Raw genomic sequence first — 25,739 nt, 5'->3', positions numbered from 1 at the left:
AACGGGCAAGGCGAGCTCACCGGACAACCGCCGCCCGGCCCTGCGGGCGGCCCACGGCCTGAGCAACCTCGGCGTAGGTCCACCCGGTGGGCGGGTCCACCAGCTCCAGACCGGTCACGGACCGGCGGGAAGAGCGCCATTGCCGGTCGTGGTCGGTGTCCTCGCTGTCGTGGTCGTACAGCCAGATCGAGTGGTCGCCGACCTCGGCGACGCGGCCGGTGACGGTGGAGCGGTGGGTCTCCACCAGGACCAGTTCCCCGATCATCAGGTCGCCCTGGGCGACCTCGATCTCAGCGCGGGCGTGGGAGGTGTTCACGTCTCGTTCTCCAGGGGTGGGGCCCGACCCTCCGGGGCGGGCGGTGGTTTCAGAACAGGGTGAGCTGATCGAGTTGGGTCTGGTCCGGTTCGAGGACGTCCTCCTGGACCCGGTCGGGGTGGGTCGCTCGGATCACGGCCGTGGGTCCTTGTCAGCTGCGGTGGTAGAGCACCACGGTGGGGGCGCCATGGCGGTGCCGGGCCTGACACCCGATCCGCGAGATCTGATCAAGGAAGGCCAGCACGGCCACGCACACCCCCGTCGCGGCCAGCGCCCAGGGCGCGGTGGGGGCGCAGATGATCAACGCGGTGGGCAGCAGCCACCCCATGTGCCAGGCCTGGTCCAGATGCGGGGCGCCGCCCCGGGCGTAGAAGCCACCCTTGCCCAGTGCGGTGGCCAGGCCCTCCAGGGTCTGGCGGCGGTCGGCCCAGTAGTGCGTCACGGTGTTCACCGCGAGTCCGGCGGCGAGCTGGACGGCGCCCAGCGCTCCGAGGTCGGTGGACAGCGCCACCAGGAGCAGGGCCAGGAGTTGTGACAGCAGCACCCCGCCCGCGTGGGCGGCGCATGCCCGGCGTCCGGCGTTGTCGGTGTCGCCCTTGCGGGTGGCCTGGTGGTCGGTCTGGACCCAGTAGTCCGCGATCCAGTGACCGGCCAGCAGGGCGGCGAACACGATCCCACTCGACATGGGGTTTCTCCTTACGTTGGGTGAGGGGCCCCGGGGGTGGGGCGGGTTGTCTCGTTGTCTCGCGCTGGTGGCCGGCCCCGGGTTCAGGGGGTCGGGGCGGGGTTTGTCTCACCCAAAAATCGGGTGAAAGCACACAAAGGCGGATAGGTCGGGTGAGACATCCGCGCTGGTGTCTCACCCGACCTGGCGGTGACAGTGGGTGACTAGACGGCGAGCTGCCAGCCTCGCCGGTTGGGCAGGGCCTCGATTTCCCCGGCCTCGGCCAGGTCGTCCAGGGCCCGCGAGACGGTGGCCCGCGAGCACTCCTGGGAGGCCCTGACCCGTGTCTCGAGTTCCTTGCGGCGCAGCACCCCGCCCGCGAGAAGCTCTTGGAGCACCGCGCGGGCAGCGCCTGACCACCGGGCCAGGCGCTGTTGGGCGGGGTCGGTCTCGACCGTGGCCAGGATGCCCAGCCCGAGGTCGACATCGGTGAGCAGCGCGGGGTCGACCTCCGGGATCTCTACCGAGGGCACCACTCCCTCGACCAGGTTGGGCAGGGCCACCTCGGTGTCGCCGCCCGCACGGGCTGCGGGGGCCCGTCCGGCCTCGTAGGCCGCCAGGCGCTCCTCGGCGTTGGCGACCTGCTGCTCGGCGATCTCGTGTCGGCGGCTGTAGAGCCCGCCCGACCCGGCGTCGAACGCGCCGGCCGCGAGCGGGTCCAGCTCCTGGGGCGCGTGCTCCAGGGCGGCGTCCATCTGCGCGGCCGTGACCTCTGAGGGGGCCCACGCGGCCTTGAACGCGACCTCCCTGCCGGCGTCGACCAAACCGACGCCGGTGATCTTGGGCAGGGTGGAGGGGTCCAGCGGGATGTCAGCGATCATCGACGACTGGTTGCGCGAGACGCGTAGCGCGACGGTGTTGCCCGCCGTCGCGGAGGAGCGGACCGCGTCGTCGCCGCCGAAGGTCTGCAACCCGTAGATCTGGCTGGCGTAGAGGGCCTGGACCCCGGCGGCCCGCCCCTCGCGCCCGACCCGACCCCAGCGTTCGGCGTTGGCGGCGTTGATGACCACGTGGCACTCGTCGACGATCACGACGATCCCCGGCCGCGTCTTGGTGGGCGTGAAACCGCTGACCTTGAGCCGCGCGCTGTTTTCCAGGCCCCGGGCCTCGATCACCTCGATCAGCCCGTCCAGGATCGCGTCCCAGGTTCTGGGGTCCTTGCCCACCGACCAGTGCGCCCGGTCGAAGATCCGTGGTGAGGAGCCGCCGTTCTTGGGGTCGAGGTAGATGACGATGGTGTTCTGGGTCTGCCAGATGCCCAGCGCCAGGGCGTCGATGAGACCGCTTTTACCGGAGCCGGTGGACCCGGCCACGAACCCGCCCCAAATGCTGTCGGTGGTGTACAGGCGCCACAGGGCCTCTCCGTCGCCGTCGGCGTAGGGACCCATCCGGATGGACACGTCCGCGCCGTCCACCACCAGGCGGTCGCCCTCCAGGGGAACTTTCTTGGTGAGCATCCCGACGGTGACGATCTTGATGTCCAGGATCGAGGAGTCGGGCTTGGGGTCGTCCTCGGTGGGCTCCACCTGCTCGATGAGCACGTCGGCCTCGGAGACGCCCAGGGCGGTGGCGATGTAGCCGGCGGCCGAGCGGACCGAGGAAATGGTCTGCTTGCCCGGCACCAGGTGCAGCTGGCCGCGCGCCCCGTAGGGTTCGTCGACCAGGTCCGTGAGCTTGGTGCCGGGCAGGCACCCGGTGGTGGTGGCCACGCGGGTGCGCCACTTGCGTGCCACCGGGTGTTCGCCCGGCGGCGGAGGCGGGGTGGGTCCGGCCTCGGCCGCCGCGGCCAGGACGCGGGGGACGCGGTGGTGGGCCCAAAACCGCGACCCGAGGGCGAGCAGGGCCAGCAGCCCGACCAGCCCGGCCCACCACCAGGCGGTCAGGTTCGCGGGCTGGATGAGGATGACCGCGATCAGCCACACCCCGGCCGCCGCCACGCACACCCGGGCGTGCGCCGGGTCGATCTCGGCCCACTCGGCGGCGAGCCGGGTGGCCTGACGTTGGCGGGCCTTGAGGGTGCGCAACAGCCGCAGCGCCATGTAGGCGCCGGCGCCGGTGGCCAGTGCCGCGAGCATCGCGTGGGTGGCCGAGACCTGCGCGACCTGAGAGGCGAGCAGCCCGGCGGCGAGCACGGTCGCGCCGACCTTCCACGGGTAGAACTGCGCCGCCATGTGGCGGCGCAGCGAACCCTCGCCGGGATGGACGACGGCCCGCCACCCCGCCTTGATGATGGCCGCGGCCCCCTCGGCCTTGAGCTGACGGGAGGTCTTCTCCTGCCCGGGAGAGGGGGTGGGTGCTAGCGCACCCAGGACCGGGGCCGGGGCGGGGGTCTTCTGTTTCTTGTTCTTCTTGGCCACGACGGGCCTCCTCTCGATCATCACACACAGTGACCACGCCCTGGGGTGGGGCGGGTTGTCTCGTTGTCTCACCGCCCCGGCAGGACCCGTGTTCGCGGCCCAGATCCAGGAGTTGTCTCACCCGAGAATCGGGTGATAGTTCGCGTTCGGGAACAAACGTGATGAGACAACGGGGTGCGTTGTCTCACCGCTCTCTCATCACGTTCCGTCACCGACCGTGGGAAAAAAGGGGGGCCGCCCACCCCTGCAGGGGTGGGCGGCCCGACCACCTGGGGCCTACCGGCCGCCCATCTGGTAGCCCTTGTCGGCGGCCTGCCCACGCGAGGCGTCGTAGGCCTCCTGGACCTGACGGTTGACCTGTTCCAGGACCGCGCGCGCCTTGATGGCCTGCGACTTGTAGGCGGCACCCAGATCGCGCAGGGTCGCCAGCTCCTTGGTGACCTCCGCGCCCATCCCGGCCTGGCGCATCTGCGCCTCCACCCGCTCCAGCATGGTGTTGACGTTGGCGACCATGTTGCCGGCGCCGGTCAGGGTGGCCGCGTGCGCGTCCAGCCCGGCAGCGTCCGAGTTCAGGGCGGTGGTAGCGACGGTGTTCGCCATGGTGTGTGCTCCTCATCCAATCGGTGGGGCCGCACCCGGTGTGCGACCCCTCAAAAGTGGTGGTGTCAGGCGGTGCGTTCCCCGCGGCGCAGGGCGATCAGCCCACTGATCGCCTCATCGACCTGATCGGAGTCCATCTCGTTGATGACCTCCCAGTTCGGGGTGTGTCCGGCGTCCGCGATCATCGTGGCCAGCACCATGCGCCGGTGCGAGAGCGGCAACCGCTCGCCCTCGCCCTGGTCGCCGAAGGGCACGACCTCTCCCTCGACGCCCTCGAAGGGCTCGAACTCGAACTCCTCCTCTTCGGTGGTCGTGGTGGTACGCCGACGCCGCCGACGGGGGCGGGGCCACTCCGGTTCGGGAGGCGAGGGGGTCTCGTCGACGACCTCGGCATCCTGGATGTCCTCATCGGTCGGTACGTACTGGGCCGCCCACTCCCGGATCCGCCACGCGCGGTCCTCGCGCCGCCGCCGCGCGGCCTCCCGACGCTCGGGGCGGGTGGCGTGACGGTAGGCACGCCAGTGGTCCAGGTCCTCGCAGGCGTCCAGGTACCAGTGGCGGAACACCATGCCCAGCCCACCCCGGGGGTCGTCATCGGCCTGAGCCTTGCGGCGGTCCCGGGCGGCCTGCTCCCGGAGCTTGGCCATCCGGTAGGAGTGCGAGGGCGGGGTCTTGCCGGTGACCATCGCGGCGGTGTCCACGGCCGCGTTCTTGATGAAGAACGCCACCACACCGGCCAGAATCAACATCTCCACAGGTCAACTCACCATCCCAAGACAGGGCCGAAGATGTTGCTGCCGGCGCCCGCGATGCCGTCCACGACCGTCGCGCCGGTCGCGCCGACACCACCGCCGGCGGCCAGCAACAGCACGGGCAGGCAGATCGCCGCCCACTGGCCGTGCTCGTCGAGTTTCTTGTCCTTCCACACGTCGGTGACGACCAGGACCAGCACGAACACGCAAACCGCGGCCACCACGGAGTTGGGGGAGATCGGCTCGGGGAACAGGCCGGTGATGAACCCGATGATCCAGGTCAGCAGGGCGATGATCCACCCGCCCAGGAACGAGTAGGCCAGCGAGGCCCCGCCGATGACGGCCAAGAACCCCGAGATGGTCCAGTGAGCCTTCTTACGCACGAACCAGAACAGGCTCAGGCACAACGCGGCGCCGACGAAGAACATGGTCACGCTCCTTTCTGTAGTGAATGTGCAGGTCAGACGAAGAACACGAGGGTGATCAGCCCGATGGCGAACAGCGCCCACGCGGTGGCGTGCCGGGCCGGGGAGCGCAGGATCCACACCGCCAGGTGCAGCGCCCCGATGAGCCCGATCGCGGGGCCCGCGTACCCGCGCGCCAACGCCCGCCACAGCCCCTGCTCGGGCAGGTGCGAGCCATCCATCACGAACGCCCACTCCTCGGCCAGCGAGGGCTGGCGCTCGCGCCACACGTCGGGGGGCCGGTAGGTCACCCCCAGCCACTGGATCGCGCGGGCGGCCTCGACCGCGCTGGGGCTCTCGGCCACCAGCTCCCCCGAACCAGCCAGGTCAGAGTCGGTGTTCTCCACCGGCAGGCCCTCCCTCGGGGCGGGCTGGGGTTCCTGCTGCGCAGCGGGGTCCAGGACCGCGCAGGCCACCGCCTGCGGCAGCCCGGAGGAGTCCACTACCGGCTCGTCCCCGGCGGTGCGCCGGGGGTGGTTGGGGGGCACCACGGACAACCGCGGCGCGTCCTCGGGACGGCGGCCGCTAGGGGCCGGTCGGTGCTCGTTCGGCAGGGCCATGGGCCCCTCCCATCAATCGGAAATGTGCAGGTCAAAGCGGGGGGATCGGGTGCGCACCGTCCACGTCCTCGAACCCCGGCAGCGGCAGCGACATCTGGTTGGCGCACACCGGGCAGTGGTCGTGGGGCTGGGTGCAGTGCGAGCGCGGGTCGCGGCAGCGCTCGCTCGCGGGCGGGGCGACCTGGTCCAGGTGCAGCCGCCGGTCGTCAGCGGCCTCCTGCCGCGAGAAGCGGGACTCGAAGCTCGCGGTACAGCCCGGCGTGCAGCGGACCCGGTACACCGTGGGGCGGTGCCGTACCGGCCGGCGCCCGCGGGCGCCGGAGGTAGTGGGGTGGGGCATGGTTCTCCTTCGGGGAAGCGGCGGGCCGCCACCCCGTGGGGTGGCGGCCCTTGTGTGGTGGCCCCTGGGCGGGGCCCGAGCCAGTCGTGCGAACGGTGGGTCGATCGGTTCTCCTTCGCTGCGTAGTGGGTGGTGCACCAGGACGGTCGGGGCGCGTGGCGCCGGTTCACCCCCGAGGGGGTGTCGCCGGTTCACACACCGGACCGGAGTGGTGCGCACACCCACCCCGAGAAGTTCGGGGTGGGTGTGCGCACCCGCCGGGGCGGGTGGTGGGCACCCCTGTGCACCCCCAGGTCAGGGAGGGTGCCCAGGGGTGCCCAGGTGTTACTTGGGCAGGTGGCGGTTGACCGTTCGGCGGCTCACCCCAGCGGCGTCGGCCACCGCCGAGACCGACGGCGTGACACCACCGGAGCTGAGCCGGTCGTAGGCGGCCAGGACCGCGAGACGGTTGCGCTCGCCCTCGCTCAACGCGTCCTCATCCGAGACGCCCGGCTCGGGCGTGCGCTGGTCACAGGGGTGGGCACCCTGGGCAGCAGCGAGGGTCCCGGTGATGCTGGACGCGTCGTCGGGCACCGCCGGGAGCGCCTGGGCCTGAAGCGGGGCGGCGAGCTGGATCTGCTGGGCCAGTTCGTGGCGGCGCACGTGGATCTGCGCGGTGGCCTCGTCGGTGGCCATCTGCGTCTCGGCCTGACGCCGGATCTCAGCCAGACGCTGCTCCTGGGCGACCTTGGCCCGCGCCTCGGCCAGAGCGAGCTCGCGTTCGGACTTGGACTCGACGTAGACGCGCTCGCGCTCCAGGGCGGCCATCTCCGCCTCCTGGTCCTCGGTCAGCGCCGTGGACAGGCGAGCCGCCTTGCGCTCGGCCTCCCTACGTCGGGCGTCGGCCTGCTCCCGCTCGGCCTGCTCCTGCTCGGCCCGGGCCTGGTCGTGGGTGGTCTTGGCCGACAGGGCCAGGCCCCACAGCGCTTTGGAGACCATGGGCAGCGGGGCCAGCAGGACCAGAGCCGGGGTGATCTCGAAGGAGTGCACCCCGATGGCGGCGGTGGCCAGGGTCGCGATGATCCAGGAGACGGTCTGGGCGGGTCGGGCGGCGGCCGGGCTGGTCCAGGCGATGGCCACGGCGGCCACGAGCATGATGTCCAGCGCGATGCCGGCCGCGAGGGCGACCGGGAGCGGGGCGGGGATCATGTCGGCCACGGACCAGGCGGTCCAGGCCAGGGAGAGCAGGGACGGGATGGCGGCCGCGATGATCAGCGGCCGCGTGCGGCTGATGGTGTCCACGGGTGTTCCTTCCAGGTCAGAGTTCGGGAGCCAGCGGGTCGGCGTCACGTGGCGTCCTCGCTGTCGGCAGCGGCCCGGCGGGGGCGCACCACGGGGTGGGCCTCGGCGTGGTCGGTGCGGGTGAGGAGCACGAGCGTGACCACGCCCCAGAGCACCAGGGCGGCCACCGCGATCAGGTCGACGGGCATCATCGGGCGGCCCCGCAGATGCCGCAGACGTAGGAGGCCCGGTAGACGTCCCAGTCCATGGCGCGGCCGCAGCAGGTGGGGGCGGTCATGCGGGTGATCAGGCGCTGGATGAGGGTCATGCCGCCCACACCTCCAGCCAGCTCTGGTCGGTACGGGCGGCGGTCAGGACCAGGGCGAGGACCCGCTCATGGAACAGGACCTCGGGGTCGGTCTCCTCGACCAGGACCTCGTCGACCGGCCGCAGACGGGGGCGGCCGGTGGGGGTCTCGGCCAGCCCGAGCAGCCGGTGGTCGGCGATGACGGTGTCCTCCAGGACGCGGGCGGCCTGGGCGGGGTCGTCCCACCCGGTCTCGGTCAGCGCGTCCGCGACGTCCCAGGAGGGGTGGTCGTAGGGGTCGACGTAGGCGAGCTCGCTGCGGTCGGCGTCCCAGAACCGCGGGGAGTGCGCGGCGATGATCTGCGCGGCCTCCAGGTCGGCCAGGGCGGCGAGGTCGTAGTCCTCGGGGGTAGGCTCGGGGTCGTACATCTGGTTCCTCCTGTTGAGAGTGGATGCGGGTGTGCGAGAGCCCCGCCGGGCCGGAATCCCGGACGGGGCTCGTTTGTGTGTTCGGGCTGGTCAGCGGTTCGCGGCTCGGACCGAGATGATCAGCAGGGCCGCGCCGGAGACGAGCATCGCGGCTATGGCGTACAGGCCGAACTCAGGAGCGGCCATCAGGTCGAGCAGGGCGTCCACGGGGTTCTCCGTTCGGTGAGCGGTCAGCGGGTGTGGACCCTGGTGGTCCCCGACCCCCACCAGCAGGACGGGCTGGTGGGGACGGGCGCCCCAGGGGGGGTCAGGCCGCGAGTTCGCGGCGGGTCTGGGCCGGGGTGGGCAGCGCCCGGTCCGCGGCCTCCAGCGCTGCCTGGGACATGTGCTCCCAGCGCAGCGTCGTCCGGGTGCCGAACCGCTCAGCCAGCTGCTGCGTCGCGCGTTCGACCGCCTCGGCCCCGACCCGCCAGAGGCGCCCGCACCCACACGCCAGGTGCGCCTGGCCGAGGTGGTCGGGGTGCCAGGCCAGAGTGCGCGTGGACTCAGTGCAGCTGGCCTCCTGACACGACCAGGCGGAGAACCCGACCCAGGACGTGAGGCTGACCTCGTTCAGCAGCCTCCCCGGCCCGGTCGGGCTCACGGCCGTGTGTCCGGCCTGGGCCATCAGGACCCAGGTGCGCATGAGAGTGCCGGCCTCGTGCGCGGCCACCAGCAGGGCCTCGCGCTGGTCGTCACGCTCGCGGACCAGGCGGGCGTTCTCCTCCTGGGCCTGGTCCAGGCGGTGCAGGGCCTCGGGGAGGTCGGCGGCGTCGACCAGCCGGTCGACCAGCGCGGAGGGGATGTTGATGACCTCGTCCCCGAGCCCGTAGGACAGCGACTCGCAGGCGTCCACGACCTCGTCCAGGGCGTGCTCGGCGGCCCGCAGGTCATCGGCCAGGGTCTCGACCTCGGTGGTCAGGGCGGAGGACTCGGCGTCCAGGGCGGTGATCTCGGCCCGGCAGCGGCGGTGGGTGAAGCGGATCATGCGGCGGCGCTCCTCGTGTTCGTGGTGGTGGTGATCGGGGTGACGGGGGCCAGGGGGCCGGTGGAGTAGGCCTCCAGGCCGGCGCGGATGATCGCGCTGACCTCCTGGACCCCGGCGGCGACCCCGCCGGGGCGGGTGGTGTCGGCCAGGTCGATGCCGGCCAGCTGGTCGACCAGCGTGCTGCCGGTGGTCTGCATGTGGTGTTCCTTTCGCAGGTGGAAGCAGAGATTCGAGCTTTACGGCATAGATTTTTCGAGGTCAGGCGACCGTGGCCAGGTGACGCTGGAGGCGGGCCCGGTAGCGGGCGCGCCTGCTAGTGGCGGGGTGCATGAGCAGCGCCGCTCGGACCGCGCGGTGGGTCTCGCCTCGGGTGAGCCAGCCCGTGGCCAGGCGGGCCGTGTCCAGGTCCGTGACGTGGGCCAGGTCGGAGAACATCGCGGCGGCGGTCTCGCCAGCGGCGGCCTCCTCGGCCTGGTCCTCGTCCACCTCCTCGGGGGTGCGGGGGCGGGACTCGGGGATGTCGGTGACCAGGGTGTGCGCGTCCTCGGTGTAGACGGTGACGTCCGGGGCCAGGGCGGGAGCGGTGGGGGTGGACTCGGGGGCCTCCTCGATCACCGCAGGGAGCAGGGGCTCGATGTCGGTGATCCCGGCCGCGTTGGCGTGGTAGCGGAGGAACTCGATGTCCTCGGGCTGGGTTTCGTGCCACAGGGCGTTCTGGAGTCGGGTGTGGTCGGAGCGCCAGGAGGTCTCGGGCTGGAACATCAGGTCCGAGGCGAGACGGCCGCCGGCCGCCTCGATCGCCACGGCGATCTCCCAGTCGGCCTGGGTGCTGCCGCCAGAGGTGGCGACGCGGATGACGTCAGCGCGGGTGGCGCCGGTGGTAGCAGCGACCTGCCAAACCAGGGACATCGTGATCCTCCAAACAGTTGTGCTCCGCCGTGGACTCCAACTGTTATAGCACGCTACACTGTGGTGTGCTAGCACGCAAGCTCCAGATCTCTACGGAAGCCCGACCTGCTAGATCGCCAAACACTGCGTACTAGTACGCTTGAACCATCGCTTGAAGGAGCTCCCTTGTCCCCAGAAATCCAGCGCCCCGACCCGCCCTACATGCAGGTCGCCAAGCACATCAAGGCAGAAATCGAATCTGGAGCCCTTGAGGACGGGCGGAAGATCGATTCTGTGCGGCTCCTCGCCGAGAAGTGGAAGATCTCGCACGCGACCGCAACGAAGGTCGTGGGAGTGCTCAAGGCTGAGGGCTTGGTCATCAGCGAACCTGGCAGGGGCACCATCGTTACCCGCGACCGGGCAACAGCCAGTGCCAAGGACCGGGTCATGCGCAGCCTTGAGGGGCGGATCTACGCCACGAATGAGCGTGCTCAGCTCGTTTCGGCTGATCTGGTGCCTGCCCCCGAAGACGTCGCGGACGCTTTGGGCCTTCCTTCTGGAACGAGCGTCATCCGCCGCCAGCGAGTCACCCTCCGGGATGACGTGCCCTCTTCAGCCAGTACCTCTTGGTACAGCGGGGATCTCGCCACATCAGCTCCGCTTCTGCTTGAGACGGAACGGCTGCGTCAAGGCACCCCGAAGTATGTCGAGGAGCAAACAGGGCTTGCGCCTGCCGCTGGCAAGGACCAGCTCCGCGCCGACATCGCGTCGGAAGAGGACTCCGCAGCACTCGGCATCCCTCTGGGGTCCCCGGTCCTACGCAAGCAGAACTGGGTGCTGGCAAGCAATGGAGACGTGATCGAGTTCGGCCAGTCAGTCTCCGTGGCCCGACGTTGGGCCACCTACACCTACGAAATCTCCAGGTAAGCAAATGGAACTGCTGCACTCAGGAAAAGTGCGCGACGTCTACACCGACGGTGACGACCTCATCCTGGTCGCCTCGGACCGCGTGAGCGTCTACGACGTCGTCCTGCCCACCCCAATCCCCGACAAGGGCAAGATCCTCACACAGCTCTCGCTGTGGTGGTTCGAGCAGCTCGCCAACGTCGTGCCCAACCACATCATCTCCGCCACCGACGTGCCCGAAGAGTGGGCCGGACGCGCCGTGCGCTGCCAGAAGCTCACCATGCTCCCCGTGGAGTGGATCGCCCGCGGCTACCTCGCTGGCCTGGGACTCAAGGAGTACGAGAAGCAGGGCACCGTCTCCGGCATCAAGCTCCCCGAAGGCCTGGCGGAAGCGTCCAAGCTCCCCAAGCCGATCTTCACCCCCACCACCAAGGCGACCGAGGGCCACGACGAATTCATCACCTTCGAGGACGTCGTCGAGGAGATCGGTCAGGAGACCGCCGACCGCCTGCGCACAGTGACCCTGGACGTCTACAAGCGCGGCGCGGAGATCGCCGCTGAGCAGGGCATCATCATCGCTGACACCAAGCTGGAGTTCGGCCGCGCGGCGGATGGCACGCTCGTGCTCGCTGACGAGGTACTGACCTCGGACTCCTCACGGTTCTGGCCCGCCGACGACTGGCAGCCGGGGCAGCCTCAGCACGCGTTCGACAAACAGTTCGTCCGGGACTGGTCGAGCACCGTCACCGACTGGGACCGAACTCCACCCGGCCCCGAGATCCCCGACGAGATCGTGGAAGCGACCCGGGCCCGGTACATCGAGGTCTACGAGCGGATCACTGGCAAGACTTGGGAGGCGTGAGCATGTATCAGAGCTACGACCGCAACAAGCTGGTCCGAGAAGTGGGCGAACTCCTGAAGCGGGAGGGCCTCGACCCCATCGCCCAGGACGACCCGAAGCCGGAACACGCCGCGATGTTGCTCCTCCGATCCTTCGGAATTGACCCTGTAGTCGACCACGTAGCAGCTCTCAAGGGCTCGATGAACAGCTCCTGGGAGGACACCGACGAAGAGCGGTCCAGGCGCATTCGCAGCTAGCCGACACCAGAAAGACCCCGAGCAGCAGAAGCCGCTCGGGGTCTTTCCAGCTCTGAGGTGTGCCCCAAGAGCCTCCACAGAGCACCCGTGACACGGGTGCTCCCTGTATGGTCGTCCCACGGTGGGGCTGACCACCCCACCCCAGACATGACGAAGGCCCGGGACCAACCGGGCCTCGTCCAGACAAGCGGCTGCTCTCGCAAAGCAGCGACACTAAAGCTCGCCATAGTAGACACCGGCCACTGTAGCCGACGGACGAGCGGATGGGCACCTTTTGGGTACCTCTTAGTGCCGTGACCTGTGCGAGGGCTGCTTAGAAAGCAGACCCATGACCGACCCCACGTCCTCGACCGAGGACGAGACCTACGCGTTCGTCGGCCCCACCGACGACGGCTGGTACCGCACGCAGATCCCCGACTGGATCGCGCTGTGCCCGAAGGTGAACCACACCGCCTACCGGCTCTACGTCATCGTCCGCAGCCTGATCTTGGAGAAGCAGCCCAAGAAGGTCCGCCTGCTCAGCCATGAACAGCTCGCGTTCCTGCTCCCCGGGCCGAACGGCAAGCCCTCCGGCGTGCGCACCATCAAGGACGCCCTTCAGACCCTCACCGAGGTTGGCCTGGTGAGCAACCCCGATGGCGAACGCATCGTGACCTCCGGCGGCAAGGGCAAGATCCACACCCGACGCCGGTACCAGCTGCACGACTGGCCGACCGTCAAGACCGCCATGACCGTCTGGCGCAACTCCTTCGACAAGCTCGACGCGTTCACCGAAGATTGGCGAGACACCCGAACCGACATCTTCCCTGGTCAACTCGTCGGGCGGAATTCTGCACCTCGTACTGACCAGCCACGCGACACCGACCCGAGCACCCCGGACGCCACCATCCTCGATGACGTTTCCGCAGGTCATTTCGTCGGGCGGAATTCCGCCAACACTGGGCGAGATTCCGCCCGACGTCGGCGGAATTCCGCACGCAACGCCGACGCCACCAGTGAAGACGCTCCTCCCCTTAAGCAGTTTCCTCAAGGAGCTTCCTCTTCCTCGGGCACCACGGAGACCACACCGGTCTCTGGCGGAGGGGAAGAAGAGGACGCACCTTCGGTCCGGACAACCCCGTCCGTAGCCCAGGCCGTCATGACCCGCACCGGCGCCACCGCTGATGAGGCCGATGCCGTCATCGAGTCCATCGAGGACCACGCGGAGCGGAACACCATCGAGATCGGCTCAATCGACCGCTACGTCGCTGGATTCAATGACTCCGATCTCCGCCGTCACCTCAGGAAGATCCGTGCTCAGCGTGCGCCTGAGGACCGCGTGAAGGCATCCCAGTCCGCTGGCCCCGACTCGCGGTGCGAAACCCATCACGAGGCGCTGCCCTGCGGTGGGTGCAAGGGCTCACCCCGCACGGTCCTGGTGAGCATGCTCAAGCGCTTCGGCCCCGGCCGCCGACCGGACCTGCAGGAGCTGTTCAGCACCCGACCGGATCTGAAGAACCTCGTCGGCTCCTCCTGACCGGCCCCGCACACGAAGAAGGCGGCGGGCCTCTGGCTACCAACCCGGCCCGCCGCCGCACTACCCCTACTCGAACGAGGAGTTCTTCCATCATGACCGACACGATCACCACCGAGGAAACCGAAACCCGCCTGCCCCCGCACGACATCCAGGCCGAGCAGTCCGTCCTGGGCGCGATGCTCCTCTCCCCCGACGTGGCCATGGACATCATGGGGATGCTGAACGGGGAGCACTTCTACCGGCCAGCCCACGGGATCATCTACGACGCGATCTGCGCGCTGACCGACCAGGCCGAACCCGTCGACGCGATCTCGGTCAACGCCGAACTGGTCAAGCGCGGGGAGTCCCTCCGGGTGGGCGGGGCCCCGTACCTGCACACCCTCACCGAGGCGGTCCCCACCGCCGCGAACGGCACCTACTACGCCAACATCGTCCGGGACCGGTCCCTGTTGCGCCGCCTGGTGGAGGTGGGCACCACCGCCGCCCAGCTCGGCTACGCCGGGGCCGGTGACGCCCTGGACGTCGTCGACCGGGTCCAGGGGCAGATCATGGCCCTGACCCAGAACTCGACCACCGAGACCGGCACCCGAGCCGACGGGCTCATGCAGCTGGTCGTGGACGCCGCCCAGGAACGCGCCACCCGTGGGCCCGGAACCTTGGTCGGCCTGCCCAGCGGGTTCGCGGACCTGGACGCCCTCACCAACGGCTTCATGCCCGGCCAGCTGGTCATCATCGGAGCGCGCCCGGCTGTAGGCAAAAGCACCCTGGCCTTGGACGTAGCCCGCGCCAACGCCATCGGCGCTGGTCACCCGACCGCGTTCTTCAGCCTGGAGATGGGTGAGGAGGAACTCGGCCAACGGCTGATCTCCGCCCAGGGCAAGATCCCGCTGCACATCATCAAGGACTCCAGCCTGATGACCGAGGACGACTGGACCCGCATGGGCAAGGCCTCGAACACCATCAGCGGGGCGCCGCTGATCGTGCACGAGAAGATCCTGATGCTTTCCGCGATCCGGGCCGAGATCCGCCGCCTGCACCGCACCGAGGGGGTGCGCCTGGTGGTGGTCGACTACCTCCAGCTCGTGGACACCGACGGTAAGAAGGAGAACCGCACCCAGGAGGTCGGGGAGATCTCCCGGGCCCTGAAGCTGTTGGCCAAGGAGCTGGGTATCACGATCATCGCGCTCTCCCAGCTCAACCGTGGCCCCGAGCAGCGCCAGGACAAGCGGCCCATGCTCTCGGAGCTGCGGGAGAGCGGGAGCCTGGAACAGGACGCGGACATGGTGATCCTGATCTACCGCGAGGACGTTCACGACAAGGACTCCCCTCGGGGCGGTGAGGCGGACCTGATGGTGGTCAAGCACCGGAACGGGCCCACGTGTGATGTGACGGTGGCCTTCCAGGGGCACTACAGCCGCTTCGTGGACATGGCCCCGGGGTAGCCGGAGAGCGTGCTTGGCTAGCCCATCCACCCCTTCTGCGACCTTCGGGAGCTTCCGGTGAACGATGAAAGCTTTGACATGACGCACATCCTCGACGAGGCCCTGGCCGCCCAACCCGACGGACCCGACCCGAGGATCCGCACCACCGGGGCCTTCACCGCCTCCTACGTAGCGATCCACCCCGACGGCCATCTGGAGCATCGCCGGGGGAACTTCTTCGAGGTCAAGCACTTCCTCGACCAAGAGCAGGGCGGCGCTTACTCCCAGGGAGACCTGGGAAACGACCCGATGGGCGACCTGCCGGGCATCAGCGTGTACTGGATCAGCCCCTTTGAACGGGGCACGCTGCCCGCCAACCCGGTCGCCAACCAGCTCATCCAGGTCTTCGACGGGGGCGAGACACCAGGACGGTGCGAGGGCATCGTGGTCTTCTCCCCCGAACAGTTCCCCGGAGAGGTCGCCCAGGTACTGACCGGTCACCGCCTGGAGCTGCTGCTCAAGATCCACGCCGAGATCCGCCGAGACCTGGACGCCGGACGCGAACCACGCCAGCGGCTGTGGCCCTCGGAGATGATCACCGCCTCCCGAAGCGTGGCACCCGATGCCGCGTGGGAAGCGTTCCAGGACCTGCGCGGCCGCCTCGCCCCGGGAGAGAAGGTCACCCAGGTGATCCGGGAGCGCGAGGTTCACCTTCGCGCGGGTCGCAACCCTGACCACGAGTACGAGTAGAAGGACGCCATGGCCGATCCGAACAGCAACGACCGGGCAGAAGAACTCGCGGACCGCTTCTTCGAGGACTGGGACAACGCCGGTGACCGGGACCGTGTCGTGGATCGCATCGCCCAGATGCGCCGAGTCGGGGCACCTGACCACGTCATCGTCAACGTCGCCAAGAGCGTGCTGGGCAAACGCAACCCGGTGAGCATGTTCATGGAGGTCACCTCCTCCGAGGCCCGGTGGAAGGCCGCAGCCTGGTCGGGATGTCAGATCTACCCAGCTCCCGGGATCGCCCCGCCCAAGGAGGAGATCAAGGAGGAGGACCGTCCGCAGTCCATCCCCACGATGTGCAAGGTGCACGGGACCAAGCTCTACGTGGGCCGGGACGAGGAGATTCCCACCCGGTGTTCTCGGTGCGAGTCCGAAGGCGACTACTCCAGGAGAGGAGCCGTGGAATCACGGCGACCTTGGCACCGTCGTGGTCGGTGAATCCCGGTCGACCCAGCGAGCCAGGGTCGACCGGTCGACCCGCCCCTCGCTCACGCACGCAAGGGACACCCCCAAAAACCCGGCGCAAACCTAACAAAAGAAGGGCCCGAGTCAGTCGCAACGGCTGACTCGGGCCCTCCTTCTGTCCCGGGGAAATCTATGTCGTAAAGGTGAGGTCTGAAGTTCACTGCCCGGGGACACACCATGGCGGGGGACAAACCAGAACCCTCACCCCGTGGCCGCGACCTGCGAGTACGGGTTCGGCGCGTGCTCGAAGCACCGTCGCCCCCGGGCGTAGAACCGGCTCGGCGTGGACTCACACCGCCCCAGGCCAGCACCCATGAAGTGCGTGCACGGCTCCGCGACGGCTGCTTCCAGCCAGGCCCGCTCCGCCCGCTCTCCGACCAGCCGGTGGGGCGCCTCCTCCAACACCACGGCCGTGGCGGCCTGCCCCGTGGCGGCCTCCTGGGCGCGGGCCCGCTCGGGCAGCTCGCTCAGCGTCCCCACCACGATGTCGCCCCGCACCACCTCCGAGACCTTCGCCCGCGGCCGGACCGCCTTCTTCTTCTCCGGCTCGTACTCCTCGCCCTGGTGCAGCCGCGAGTCCTGCGACTTGCCCTCGCCCGTCCCGCCCCCACCACCGGCCTGGGGACGTTCGGGCTCCAGCTCCCGGCCGGTCGCGTGCACGTACAGCTCCCGGTCGTCTTCGGTCACCCACCGCCTGCGCACCTGCCGGTACTGGGTGGGCAGACACACCGCCAGGTACTCACCGGCCGCGGTGAACCCCACGAAGTCCTCGATGGGCACCGCGACGTTGTCCCACCGGGTGTGCCACCGAGAGCAGTCCAACACCCCGGGGGTGTCCGGACACCAGCCCGGCAGGAAGCGGCAGGGCGTCATCTGGAGCTTGCTCAACCCCGCGCTGACCCGCACCGGCCGGCCCCGACGGATGAGCTCCTCGTGCAACCGGTTACTCATCGCCCACGGCACCCGGTCGATGAGGTTGCGGGTGGCCGAGTGCGCGCTGCGGTCCGTGGTCAGCCACGAGGGCACCCGCCCGTCCCGCAACGCGGTGTTGGTGCGCCGACTCAACGAGGTCGCGGTGATCGCGCTCAACTGGACCTCGTGCCCGATCCGCACCCCGCCCGGGCCCACCACCTCCACGTCCGCCCGACCCTTGCGGTCGGCCGTGTTGTGCTCCAACAGCGCCCGGAACCCGTGGCGTTCGGCGCACCCGGCGATGCGGTCCTTGAGCGCCTCGTGCTCAGGGCTCTCGGCATGGCAGGGGCCCCGCCGGTCTCGGGAGGCGTGGTGGGCCACGATCAGCCGACCACCGTGCTGGCGCAGGTGCACCCACGGGCTCGAGGACCGTCTCGCGCTCTTCAGGCAGGCCGAGCACGCCAGGATGCCCTTGGAGATGGGACGGGACCGAAGAGCCTGGATCACCCCGGCCGGCACCCCGAAGTCGTCGAGGTTGGGGTCCAGGACGATGTTCTGCTCAGACCAGTGGATCAGGGCGAGTTCGCGCGGCACAGGGGGCCTCCCGGCGACCAGGGGGAAGAGCGGGTCGGTTACTGCCGGTGATAGCAGGCCTACACGACATTCCCTGAAGAGCCCCAGCTCAGAGCCCTATGGCCGGATACGGCCACGCACACGCTCAGGACACGGGCATGCTGGGAACCCCGCCCCAGCCCGCACTCGCGGAACAGAGGAACACCCGATGACTGACCCTCACCCCGTTGTCCAGCTCGAACGCTCCCTGCTTGGCGCCGCGCTGATGTCCAAGGCCGCTGTGAAGGACATCGTGCACATCATCGGAACCGACCCTGACCGGTTCCAAGAACCAGCCCACCAGCTCATCTACGCCAGCCTGGTGCGCCTGCACGAAGCAGACGAGGCGATCGACGCGATCACCGTCTCCGAGGACCTGACCGCCCGCGAGGAGCTGAAGGAAGCAGGCGGGGCGACCTATCTCGTCGAGCTCACCGAAACCCTCCGCCCCACCGACATGAAGAACGCGGAGCGCAACGCCCGCCAGCTCGTCTTCGAACCAACCTCCATCACCTCCGACCACGCGCAGTGGATGTACGACGCGCTACCCGACTACCTCGACCTGCTGGACGGCACCCGCCGAACCCCCCACCCCAAAGCACCCACCGGGTTCAGAGACCTGGACAAACTCACCACCGGCCTGGAACCGGGCACCCTCACCGTGATCTCGGGCCGCCCCTCCTCCGGCAAGTCCACACTGCTGGGCAACATCGCCCGCTCCTCGGCTCTTGCCCACACCATCCCGACCGTGTGGATCGACCAGGAAAACTCACACCGCCAGGTCCTGGACCGGATCCTGTCCGCCGAGGCCCGCATCCCCCTGCACAGGATCAGGGCCGAGACCATGGACCATGACGACTGGGCACGGATGGCACAGACCATGGGCCGGGTGGTCAACGAACCCCTCCTTGTTCACGCGGGCACCCGCGTGACCACTGAGCAGGTGCGGCAGCTGGTCCAGGAGAGTGGAGCGGGCCTGGTCGCGATCGACGGACTCCAGCATCTGCGGCCCTGCCGTGACCGGGAAACACGGGAGCGGGAGGTCTCCGACATCACCCGCGCGCTGAAGGACATCGCCCTCGAACTCGGGGTGGCGGTCGTGGCGACCGCGCACCTGAATCGCGCTCCCCTGCAACGCTTCGATCCCTCCCCCACCCTGGACGACCTGCGCGAGTCCGACCTCATCGCGCACCTGGCCGACACCGTCATCCTCATCGACCGGCCCGAGATGCGCGACCAGGGCTCCCCCCGGGCCGGGGAAGCGGATTTGAAGGTGGTCAAGAACCGCTACGGCCCGGCCTTGGACCTGACGGTCGCCTTCCAGGGCCACTACAGCCGGTTCGTGGACATGGTCACCCCTGAAGAGGTCGCGGAACGAAGGAAGAAGCTCGAGCGTGCAGCCTCGCCGCCGTTCTGATGGGACTCACCGCTCGGGCAGGTGCGGGCCGATGGTCTCCAGGATCCGCAGGAGGTCGACGACCTCGTCGAGCTCTTGGAGGTGGTCGGCTTCGCGAACCTCGAGGGCCCGGCCGCTCACCCCGTCCGCCTGCTCCTGCGCGAGGTGGTGCTCCAGGACCTCGCGGCGGTCGGTCAGGTGCCGCCACAGCGCACGCCCATGGGAACGCGGTGAAGCCCGTCGCGCGGTGGCCTCTTGGACCAGGGTGGTGGGGCTGTGCGCGGCCAGCCAGTGCCGGCACCACCCCGCCCACCCCGGCTCGTCCGGAGACGGCAACCCCTCCCACCCGCGCGGCCCCCGTTGTTCTGGCATATGACCAGGTTAGGTGGGGTGCCGGCCCATCACCGGCCACCGCTCACCCGGATCCGTCACCGGGGTGAACCCGCACGCAGCCAGCCACTCCACCCTCTGCTCGACGTCGGCGTCCTCGTCCGGGGCGGCGAACACCCACCCCACCCCCGCCCGGCCCGCGGTCGCCACGAACTCCTCCACCAACGCCCTCCCGACCCCGGCCCGGCGGTGCGCGGGGTCCACGACGACCGCCTGGACGTACCCATGCGGCGGCGGACCCGGCGTTCCCGGGCCCGGGTAGACAGCTGCCAGCGTTCCCGACAACCACCCCACGAGGCGCCCGCCGACCGTGGCGGTCAGGAGCACGTCACCCGGCGCTGCTGATCTATACATGGTTTCACTCATGCCACAAAAGCACCCCAAGGGCGCAAGAAGGCATAAAAAGGATGAGGCCCAGGGCCTTCAGGGCATTGACCTGTGACAATGGCACAAGAATTGCCAAATCGAAAGAATGATGCTACACTGGCGTTAGTCGGCAAGGGGGCGCGATTGCGCCCTCTTTTTCTGTCGCAAGCCCCCACGAGGGGCAATTTTTTATTCCCACGGTGAGGTGCTTGCGCGCCCCAAAGGAGGAATTAATGATAATTAATACAATCAGAAAGGTAAAACATTATAATGAATGGCACTATGGGCGAAGAAAGTGGCTGGCATCGGGGAGGGTGCTCCTGTCGGGTCGAGAGTTTTGGCAGGTCAGAGGTCGAACATTGGGCTGCTCTGGTGGCTCTTGCTCACCTATTCGGTGCGATCTTGAACTTCCTCTATCCTGATCAGGTCGTTGATTTCGGCCCGATGATCGAGCTTCTAGCCATCTTGGTTGGCCCACGTGAAAATAAGACTGGTGAAATCCCAGGCGCCAGGAAATAAAGTAGTCTCGAAGGGCTTCGCGTCAGCTTAACGCGAAGCCCTTTGTGTTTCCTGAGTCAGGAAGGATCGAGCGATCGGTGGCGAGCACGTCCAGCGCGGCGTAGCACGCGCGGGCCGAATGCCTCCCGTCGTCGACAGACCTGCTCCCAGCGCATGAGTAAGGGCCCGCCCCGATCCCCGCGCCCCGACGGCGGCCAGTCACAGAGGTGGTGCTGCGTGGGTTCTCGCGCGGACGGCCTGTACCTCCGTCCCTCCGGTGTCGCGCGAGGTTCCGCGCTGCGGCGGGGGGTCCACGGGGGCGCGAGCCCCCTGGTACTGCCAGTCCCTGACCAGGGGTGATACGCCTCGCACGCGTGCGAGGGGTGCTACAGCCCCAGGCCCGGGGTATCGCGCTCGACGGCCGCGCGTTGTGCGGCCTCGCGCTGGGCCCGTTCCTGGTACTCCCGCTCCTGTTCCAGGAGTTGGGTGCGCGGCACCTCCCGGACGGGGACCTCCTGGACGCGGTCGCGGCGCTCGGGGTCGCGGGTGAGGTCGCTCAACTCGATGGCGTGGCGCCGCTGCATGTGCTCCAGGTCCTCGCGCTCCATCTGGGCGAGTCCGGCACGGGTGATGGCCCGCTGTTCCGCGATGTGCTGGACCCGCTCGCGAAGCTCCTCGACCTGGTGGTGGACCTGGTCCATCTGAGCGCGGGCCACGTCCCGTTCCACGGCCCGAGCTTGTAGTTCCCGAGCCCGGTCGCGGGACTGGTCACGCTCGTCGATCGCCTCGTCCACGGCCTGGCGGGCCTGGTCGCGTTCGTGGCCGGCCGCGGCCCGGGTGGTGCCCTCCAACAGCAGGGCCAGGTGCCCACGCTCGGCCCGCTGCTCGGCCTGCTGGTAGCGCTCGCGCAGCCCGGTCAGTTCGACCTCGCGTTCGGCGGCCCGCTCCCGCAGTACCGCGACCTCCTCGGCGACCTCTCGGCAGGCCGGGCCCTGGCCCTGGCGGGCCTGGGCCACACTCACCCGCTCAACCTCGACCTCGACGTCGGGCTCGTGCGGGGTGCGGGTGGGGGCGTCGTCCTCGCGGCCCTGTTCGTGCTCGGGGTCCACCACCCGGTCGGTGCCGGGCAGGTCGGGGTGGTCCAGCTCGTCCAGGACCATCCCCGGCGGGTCCTGGGTCAGCGATGCGGCGTAGGCGGCCACCACCCGCTCGCACCGCTCCTTCTCGGTGCGAGCCTGCCCCAACTGCCGCCGGACTTCCTCACGCTCCAGGTTCGCGGAGGGCAGGTACAGGTCGGTGCGCTCCCGGGCCCGGGACATGCCCGCGTACAGGGAGTGGGCGTCAGCCCCCAGCCCGTAGACGTGGCACCGGTCCACGGTCACCCCTTGGGCGGCCGCGATCGTGATGGCATACCCCAACGACAGGTCGCCGCGCCGTAGCTGCTCCGGGTCCAGGCGGGCCTGCTCGGTGCGTTCCTCGCGGCGCCACTGGACCAGCGCGCCCCGGTGGGCGTCGACCTCCAGGACGATGCCGCGGTAGCCGTTGAGCACGTCCGGGTCGCTGCTGGTTCGGGAACGGTAGTCGTTGCGGCGCACCCGCACCTGGTCCCCGGCGGCCAGCTCCAGGCGCTCCCCGCTGGCCAGGGTGAAGACGACGTCGGAGCCATGGAGGAGGCCGCCGCCCCGGGCCGCCGCCCGCGCCCGCTGGTTGAGCTCGCTCACGTCGGCGTTGGTGGCGGCCAGCATGAGCAGCCGCTCGATCGCCTCGTGCGGGTCCTCGTGACGCTGACGGTCCGCCCACCAGCAGGCCGCCATCTGGTTGTGGGCGGCGTCGGCGTCGAGGGTGGCGTGCAGGAGGCCGCGCTCGCCCCAGGCGGCCAGGGCGGAGCGGCGGGCTCCCAACCGCCAGTGATCCAGGGTCCGCCGGTCCGCCTGGCCGCGTTGGCGGCGGTTCTCGGTCAGCTCCACACCCGCCACGATCCGGTGCACGGTGGCGAAGGACCCTCCGGCGGCCACCGGGCGCAGCTGCTGTGGGTCGCCGACCAGGACCAGCTTGGTGCGGGCCCGGCTCGCGGCCTGGGCCAGCACGGCCAGGTCGCGGTCACCGATCATCGCGGCCTCGTCCACCACCAGCACGTCCACGCCCTCCAGGGCGCGGGGGTTCTCGGTCAGCTTCTGGGTCCAGGACGCCACGGTGCGGGAGGTGATGCCGGCCTCGGCGCGCAGCCCGGCGGCCGCCACGGCAGCGACGGCGGCGCCCTCGACGCGGTACCCGGCCGCTTCCCACGCGGTGCGGGCGGCCGAGAGCAGGGTGGTCTTCCCGGCCCCGGCCACCCCCAGGACGGTCTCCACACCGTGGCCCGTCTTGATGAGGCGGCCCACGGCTCGGGCCTGCTGGGGCGAGAGGGTGAACCCCTTCTGGCGCACCCAGCTGGTCAGGGCGCGCTCGGCACGGGTCTGTTCGACCACGGCCGCCCTGGCCCCGGTGCGGGAGGCGGCGGTGGCCACGATCAGTGCCTCGGCGTCCACGATGTCGGCGCTGGTGAACCGCTGGGTGTGGGACATGTGGACGGGCCCGCCCTCGGGCAGGGGCACCGCACGCGGGTCGGCGAGCACGCGGCGGGTCAGCTCCTCCAGAGCGGCGCTGTCGGCCAGCCCGCCACCGTAGGCACCGGCCACGAACGCCATGACCTTCGCAGTCGTGACGACCTTCTCGTGCGCGGTCACCCCGACCTGGGGGTCCCAGACCGCGGCCGCGACCCGATCCGGATCAGGCCCAGACGGCCCGTCCCCGCGACCGGCACCGGTTCCGGGGCCCTCCTCACCCAGGGCGGCGGCGACCACGTCGGCGGGCTCGAACCCCGCCTCGACGGCGCGTTCGTGCCAGCTCTCCCGCTCGGTGGTGGGGGTGGAGGCGTGCTTGGCCCGCGCGGTGGCGCGCGCGGCGCTGCGCTGCTGGGCCACGCTCGCCTCCTCCCCGGCGGCCTGGAGCACCTGCGCCTGACGCCGCGAGAACGCGGACTTCAACTCGGCCGGCACGCCCACCACGTCCCAGCGCTGGGTCTTGGGGTCGGCCTCGAACCGGATGCCGAACTCGGCGCTGAGCTTGTGGCGCTCCAGGGCGCGGTAGAGCTGGCCCACGGCCGGGATGTGGCGCATCAGGTCCCGGCCCCCGGCCGCGATGGTCCGCCACGTCCCGTCTTTGCCCAAGGCCATGTTCGCGACCAGCACGTGGGTGTGCAGGTGCGGGTCCCCGGGGGAGCCGTCCACGGGCCGGGCGGTGCGGTGCACCGTCATCGTGCCGGTGAACCCATGGGTGGACACCCGCTCCGCTCGCTGGCCGTCGCCGTGGTGGCCGGACATCGCGTAGGCGGTCCAGGACTCCAGCGCGGCCATGGACTCACGGACCGCCTCGAGGTGGATCTCCTCCATCCGGGCCGCCATCTCCGGCGACGCCATGGCCTGCAACACGCTGATGCCCTTGGGGCGGTCGAAGGTGACGTCGAACCCCATCACCCCGACCCGGACACGGTCCTCGCGGTGGTCCTGGGCACAGGTGAGCTCCTGGTCCTCGTAGACCGTCGCCAGGTCGATGTCGGCGGCCTTGGCCATGCGCTCCAGGTCAGCGACCGGCACCCGGTGACGCTCCCCTTCGCGCCGGATGCCCCGGGCGAGTCGCCCGGCCCGCTTGAGCGACCACGGGTCGGCCTCCAGCAGGGCCTCGATCGTGGTGCCGCGCTCGGCGGCCGCCGCCTGGAGCGCGGCGCCGAACGGGTTGGCGGGCAGCTTCGCGGCGGGGGCGACGGCGACCTTGGGCTTGACCAGCTGGGTGCGCTCGGTGGGGTGGCGCCCGGCCAACAGACGGCGCACGGCCTCGACGTCCTCGCTGTTGGCCAGCACGCTCCCGGTCTGCTGGTCGAACACCGACCATCCGGTCCCCACGCGCTCGATGGGGCGGGCGCCGCCGTCCAGGCGGTAGGAGACCGCGACGTTCTCGGCGGTGACGTCGTCGGCTCCGCACTGCTGCGCGAGCCGGTAGTCGCCCTGGGAAGGGTCATGGATCGGGGTCGCCAGCGCCACCCTGCCACCCACCTCCCGGGCCTGTGAGAGCACCCTGAGCGCTCTGTCGCGTATCGGAGATACCTGCGTGCTTCGCTGAATTATTGCGAACTTCTATACATGGGATGATGGGATGAATTTGGTCGGTTCTGTTGGTGGTCGTGAAGATGTCAGTGGATCGGTCCTGGGGGGTGTCAGTGGGTCGTTGCTGAGGTTTCCTCGCCTGTAGTGGCCATGGGAGGAACCTTCCCGGCTTGGCGGTCGCGCTCTCGGCGAACCAGGGCGGTACGCACCTCGTAGGCGCGCTGACGATGTGCGGGAGAGCAGTAGCGTCGATGGCGCCCCAGCGGGTTGACCTGAAGTGGGGACCCGCACCACTCGCACCCGGATGCCTCGTTGGCGTGTTCCTGTTTCTGGTCGACAACCTCCAGCTCCGCCTCCCGGCTCCTTTGCTCGGGGAACTCATCTACCTCACCTTCCAGGGACATCTCCGCCTCGGCCTGCGCTGCCGCCCACGCCAGGCGGCGCTGCTCGGTGACCAGGGCCACCAGCGTGTCCTCAGTGAACTCCAGGTGCCACACGCCTTGGTGCAGGTGGGCGCTCACCTCGGTGCTGTTGACAAGGGCCTGGACCACAGCGGCCACGGGCGGCAGCGGCTCACGCATCCGGTTCTCCTTCGAGCGACTTCAAAGACGATCGGAAAGCCTACGGCTGCTCACGGAGGCGCGCAGGGCAAACGCTCATATCGGAGCTTTGACAGCATCCTCGTTCGGTGCGTGGGGTGAGGGCAACTGGTGGAACCGCACCCACGCCCGCCCCTGTGTCGGCACACTGGGCCACATGAGCCAGGAACAGCGGCCGGTAGCCGACCCGCCGTCGCGGGGGCGCGGCGGTTCACCCGCAGCCATCCATGGAGTCCTGGCCCGCCCCGGCACGGCCGCGCTCGCGCACTGGAGCGGGCAGCCTCCACATCGCCCGCCCCACGAGGTGCCGGTCGACGTCGTTGGCGTGCGGCCGCCGGGGCGATTGCCGCCGACCTGACCCCTGAAACACGACCACCCCCGCAACCAAGAGTTTGCGGGGGTGGTGGCTGGCGGACGTGCCTGCCCAGCCATCGCATCAAGCGATGAAGGGGGTCCATCCCATCCAGGTCGCTACGGTCACCAGTGAGCTCAGCAAGGTTGTCACAGCTACCACCAGGCCCAGGTGACTACGTAGCCATGCCGAATGCCTGGGGGGCCTAGGCATGTCGGGCGCGGTTGACATAGTCTTCTCCTGTCAAGTCTTAC

Annotated in this window: 27 protein-coding genes; 8 read left to right on the top strand and 19 right to left on the bottom strand. The window is 69.7% G+C overall.

Annotation, left to right across the window (positions count from 1 at the left end; genetic code table 11):
* Positions 1 to 16 precede the first annotated feature (16 nt).
* The 14 genes from ABZ635_RS22685 to ABZ635_RS22620 all read right to left on the bottom strand — a co-directional run bounded on the left by ABZ635_RS22685 (position 17) and on the right by ABZ635_RS22620 (position 10,044).
* Positions 17 to 316, bottom strand: coding sequence for a hypothetical protein (locus tag ABZ635_RS22685; RefSeq protein WP_357768625.1), 300 nt, complete (start codon positions 314 to 316; stop codon positions 17 to 19).
* Positions 317 to 467: 151 nt separating this feature from the next.
* On the bottom strand, positions 468 to 1,001 hold the full coding sequence (locus tag ABZ635_RS22680; RefSeq protein WP_357768624.1) for a hypothetical protein: 534 nt from the start codon (positions 999 to 1,001) through the stop codon (positions 468 to 470).
* A gap of 203 nt (positions 1,002 to 1,204) precedes the next feature.
* Positions 1,205 to 3,397: a hypothetical protein gene (locus ABZ635_RS22675; RefSeq protein WP_357768622.1), complete on the bottom strand. Its 2,193-nt coding sequence runs from the start codon at positions 3,395 to 3,397 to the stop codon at positions 1,205 to 1,207.
* Positions 3,398 to 3,673: 276 nt separating this feature from the next.
* Entirely contained in the window at positions 3,674 to 3,997 is a 324-nt protein-coding gene (locus ABZ635_RS22670) for a hypothetical protein (protein WP_357768620.1), read from the bottom strand.
* 65 nt (positions 3,998 to 4,062) lie between these two features.
* Positions 4,063 to 4,746 carry a hypothetical protein gene (locus tag ABZ635_RS22665; RefSeq protein WP_357768619.1) on the bottom strand — a complete coding sequence of 228 codons (684 nt, stop codon included), beginning with the start codon at positions 4,744 to 4,746 and terminating at the stop codon, positions 4,063 to 4,065.
* 14 nt (positions 4,747 to 4,760) lie between these two features.
* Entirely contained in the window at positions 4,761 to 5,177 is a 417-nt protein-coding gene (locus ABZ635_RS22660; RefSeq protein WP_357768617.1) for a hypothetical protein, read from the bottom strand.
* Positions 5,178 to 5,209: 32 nt separating this feature from the next.
* Entirely contained in the window at positions 5,210 to 5,773 is a 564-nt protein-coding gene (locus tag ABZ635_RS22655) for a hypothetical protein (RefSeq protein ID WP_357768615.1), read from the bottom strand.
* A gap of 31 nt (positions 5,774 to 5,804) precedes the next feature.
* Positions 5,805 to 6,113 carry a hypothetical protein gene (locus tag ABZ635_RS22650; protein ID WP_357768613.1) on the bottom strand — a complete coding sequence of 103 codons (309 nt, stop codon included), beginning with the start codon at positions 6,111 to 6,113 and terminating at the stop codon, positions 5,805 to 5,807.
* A gap of 324 nt (positions 6,114 to 6,437) precedes the next feature.
* The gene (locus ABZ635_RS22645) at positions 6,438 to 7,394 is read right to left on the bottom strand and encodes a hypothetical protein (protein ID WP_357768611.1); all 957 of its coding nucleotides are present in this window, start codon (positions 7,392 to 7,394) and stop codon (positions 6,438 to 6,440) included.
* 44 nt (positions 7,395 to 7,438) lie between these two features.
* Positions 7,439 to 7,585 carry a hypothetical protein gene (locus ABZ635_RS22640; RefSeq protein ID WP_357768609.1) on the bottom strand — a complete coding sequence of 49 codons (147 nt, stop codon included), beginning with the start codon at positions 7,583 to 7,585 and terminating at the stop codon, positions 7,439 to 7,441.
* A 112-nt stretch (positions 7,586 to 7,697) separates the two neighbouring features.
* Positions 7,698 to 8,108, bottom strand: a complete 411-nt coding sequence (locus tag ABZ635_RS22635) for a hypothetical protein (RefSeq protein WP_357768607.1) — start codon at positions 8,106 to 8,108, stop codon at positions 7,698 to 7,700.
* A 307-nt stretch (positions 8,109 to 8,415) separates the two neighbouring features.
* The gene (locus ABZ635_RS22630; RefSeq protein WP_357768605.1) at positions 8,416 to 9,135 is read right to left on the bottom strand and encodes a hypothetical protein; all 720 of its coding nucleotides are present in this window, start codon (positions 9,133 to 9,135) and stop codon (positions 8,416 to 8,418) included.
* Positions 9,132 to 9,332 carry a hypothetical protein gene (locus tag ABZ635_RS22625; RefSeq protein ID WP_357768603.1) on the bottom strand — a complete coding sequence of 67 codons (201 nt, stop codon included), beginning with the start codon at positions 9,330 to 9,332 and terminating at the stop codon, positions 9,132 to 9,134. The genes ABZ635_RS22630 and ABZ635_RS22625 overlap by 4 nt, the downstream gene beginning before the upstream one ends.
* Before the next feature lie 61 nt (positions 9,333 to 9,393).
* Positions 9,394 to 10,044 carry a hypothetical protein gene (locus tag ABZ635_RS22620; protein ID WP_357768601.1) on the bottom strand — a complete coding sequence of 217 codons (651 nt, stop codon included), beginning with the start codon at positions 10,042 to 10,044 and terminating at the stop codon, positions 9,394 to 9,396.
* Between the two features lie 165 nt (positions 10,045 to 10,209).
* Between ABZ635_RS22620 and ABZ635_RS22615 the strand changes: the two genes are divergently transcribed.
* The 7 genes from ABZ635_RS22615 to ABZ635_RS22585 all read left to right on the top strand — a co-directional run bounded on the left by ABZ635_RS22615 (position 10,210) and on the right by ABZ635_RS22585 (position 16,191).
* The gene (locus tag ABZ635_RS22615) at positions 10,210 to 10,950 is read left to right on the top strand and encodes a GntR family transcriptional regulator (RefSeq protein ID WP_357768599.1); all 741 of its coding nucleotides are present in this window, start codon (positions 10,210 to 10,212) and stop codon (positions 10,948 to 10,950) included.
* A 4-nt stretch (positions 10,951 to 10,954) separates the two neighbouring features.
* Positions 10,955 to 11,791 (top strand): phosphoribosylaminoimidazolesuccinocarboxamide synthase, encoded by an 837-nt coding sequence (locus ABZ635_RS22610; protein ID WP_357768598.1) that lies wholly within the window; start codon positions 10,955 to 10,957, stop codon positions 11,789 to 11,791.
* Between the two features lie 2 nt (positions 11,792 to 11,793).
* Positions 11,794 to 12,027 carry a hypothetical protein gene (locus ABZ635_RS22605; protein ID WP_357768596.1) on the top strand — a complete coding sequence of 78 codons (234 nt, stop codon included), beginning with the start codon at positions 11,794 to 11,796 and terminating at the stop codon, positions 12,025 to 12,027.
* Between the two features lie 328 nt (positions 12,028 to 12,355).
* Positions 12,356 to 13,543: a hypothetical protein gene (locus tag ABZ635_RS22600; protein ID WP_357768594.1), complete on the top strand. Its 1,188-nt coding sequence runs from the start codon at positions 12,356 to 12,358 to the stop codon at positions 13,541 to 13,543.
* 92 nt (positions 13,544 to 13,635) lie between these two features.
* Positions 13,636 to 14,985: a replicative DNA helicase gene (gene dnaB / locus ABZ635_RS22595; protein WP_357768592.1), complete on the top strand. Its 1,350-nt coding sequence runs from the start codon at positions 13,636 to 13,638 to the stop codon at positions 14,983 to 14,985.
* Between the two features lie 78 nt (positions 14,986 to 15,063).
* Positions 15,064 to 15,714, top strand: a complete 651-nt coding sequence (locus ABZ635_RS22590) for a hypothetical protein (protein WP_357768590.1) — start codon at positions 15,064 to 15,066, stop codon at positions 15,712 to 15,714.
* Between the two features lie 9 nt (positions 15,715 to 15,723).
* Positions 15,724 to 16,191, top strand: coding sequence for a hypothetical protein (locus tag ABZ635_RS22585; protein WP_357768588.1), 468 nt, complete (start codon positions 15,724 to 15,726; stop codon positions 16,189 to 16,191).
* Positions 16,192 to 16,419: 228 nt separating this feature from the next.
* On the opposite strand, the gene ABZ635_RS22580 is transcribed toward ABZ635_RS22585, so the two are convergent.
* Positions 16,420 to 17,724 carry a hypothetical protein gene (locus ABZ635_RS22580; protein ID WP_357768587.1) on the bottom strand — a complete coding sequence of 435 codons (1,305 nt, stop codon included), beginning with the start codon at positions 17,722 to 17,724 and terminating at the stop codon, positions 16,420 to 16,422.
* Positions 17,725 to 17,911: 187 nt separating this feature from the next.
* Between ABZ635_RS22580 and ABZ635_RS22575 the strand changes: the two genes are divergently transcribed.
* A complete protein-coding gene (locus tag ABZ635_RS22575; protein WP_357768584.1) occupies positions 17,912 to 19,159 on the top strand; it encodes a DnaB-like helicase C-terminal domain-containing protein in 1,248 nt (415 codons plus the stop codon).
* A 6-nt stretch (positions 19,160 to 19,165) separates the two neighbouring features.
* Here ABZ635_RS22575 and ABZ635_RS22570 read toward each other — a convergent pair whose 3' ends face one another.
* The 4 genes from ABZ635_RS22570 to ABZ635_RS22555 form a co-directional block, all read right to left on the bottom strand.
* On the bottom strand, positions 19,166 to 19,510 hold the full coding sequence (locus ABZ635_RS22570) for a hypothetical protein (RefSeq protein ID WP_357768582.1): 345 nt from the start codon (positions 19,508 to 19,510) through the stop codon (positions 19,166 to 19,168).
* A 9-nt stretch (positions 19,511 to 19,519) separates the two neighbouring features.
* Positions 19,520 to 19,894 carry a GNAT family N-acetyltransferase gene (locus tag ABZ635_RS22565; RefSeq protein WP_357768580.1) on the bottom strand — a complete coding sequence of 125 codons (375 nt, stop codon included), beginning with the start codon at positions 19,892 to 19,894 and terminating at the stop codon, positions 19,520 to 19,522.
* Positions 19,895 to 20,778: 884 nt separating this feature from the next.
* A complete protein-coding gene (gene mobF, locus ABZ635_RS22560; RefSeq protein ID WP_357768579.1) occupies positions 20,779 to 24,471 on the bottom strand; it encodes a MobF family relaxase in 3,693 nt (1,230 codons plus the stop codon).
* A 173-nt stretch (positions 24,472 to 24,644) separates the two neighbouring features.
* Positions 24,645 to 25,115 carry a hypothetical protein gene (locus ABZ635_RS22555; protein ID WP_357768577.1) on the bottom strand — a complete coding sequence of 157 codons (471 nt, stop codon included), beginning with the start codon at positions 25,113 to 25,115 and terminating at the stop codon, positions 24,645 to 24,647.
* Positions 25,116 to 25,739: the final 624 nt, after the last annotated feature.

Source organism: Nocardiopsis sp. NPDC007018, from assembly GCF_040635075.1.
Classification (GTDB): Bacteria; Actinomycetota; Actinomycetes; order Streptosporangiales; family Streptosporangiaceae; genus Nocardiopsis.
Note: the sequence above shows the minus strand (reverse complement) of the source record. Positions and strands in the feature narration are given on the sequence as shown.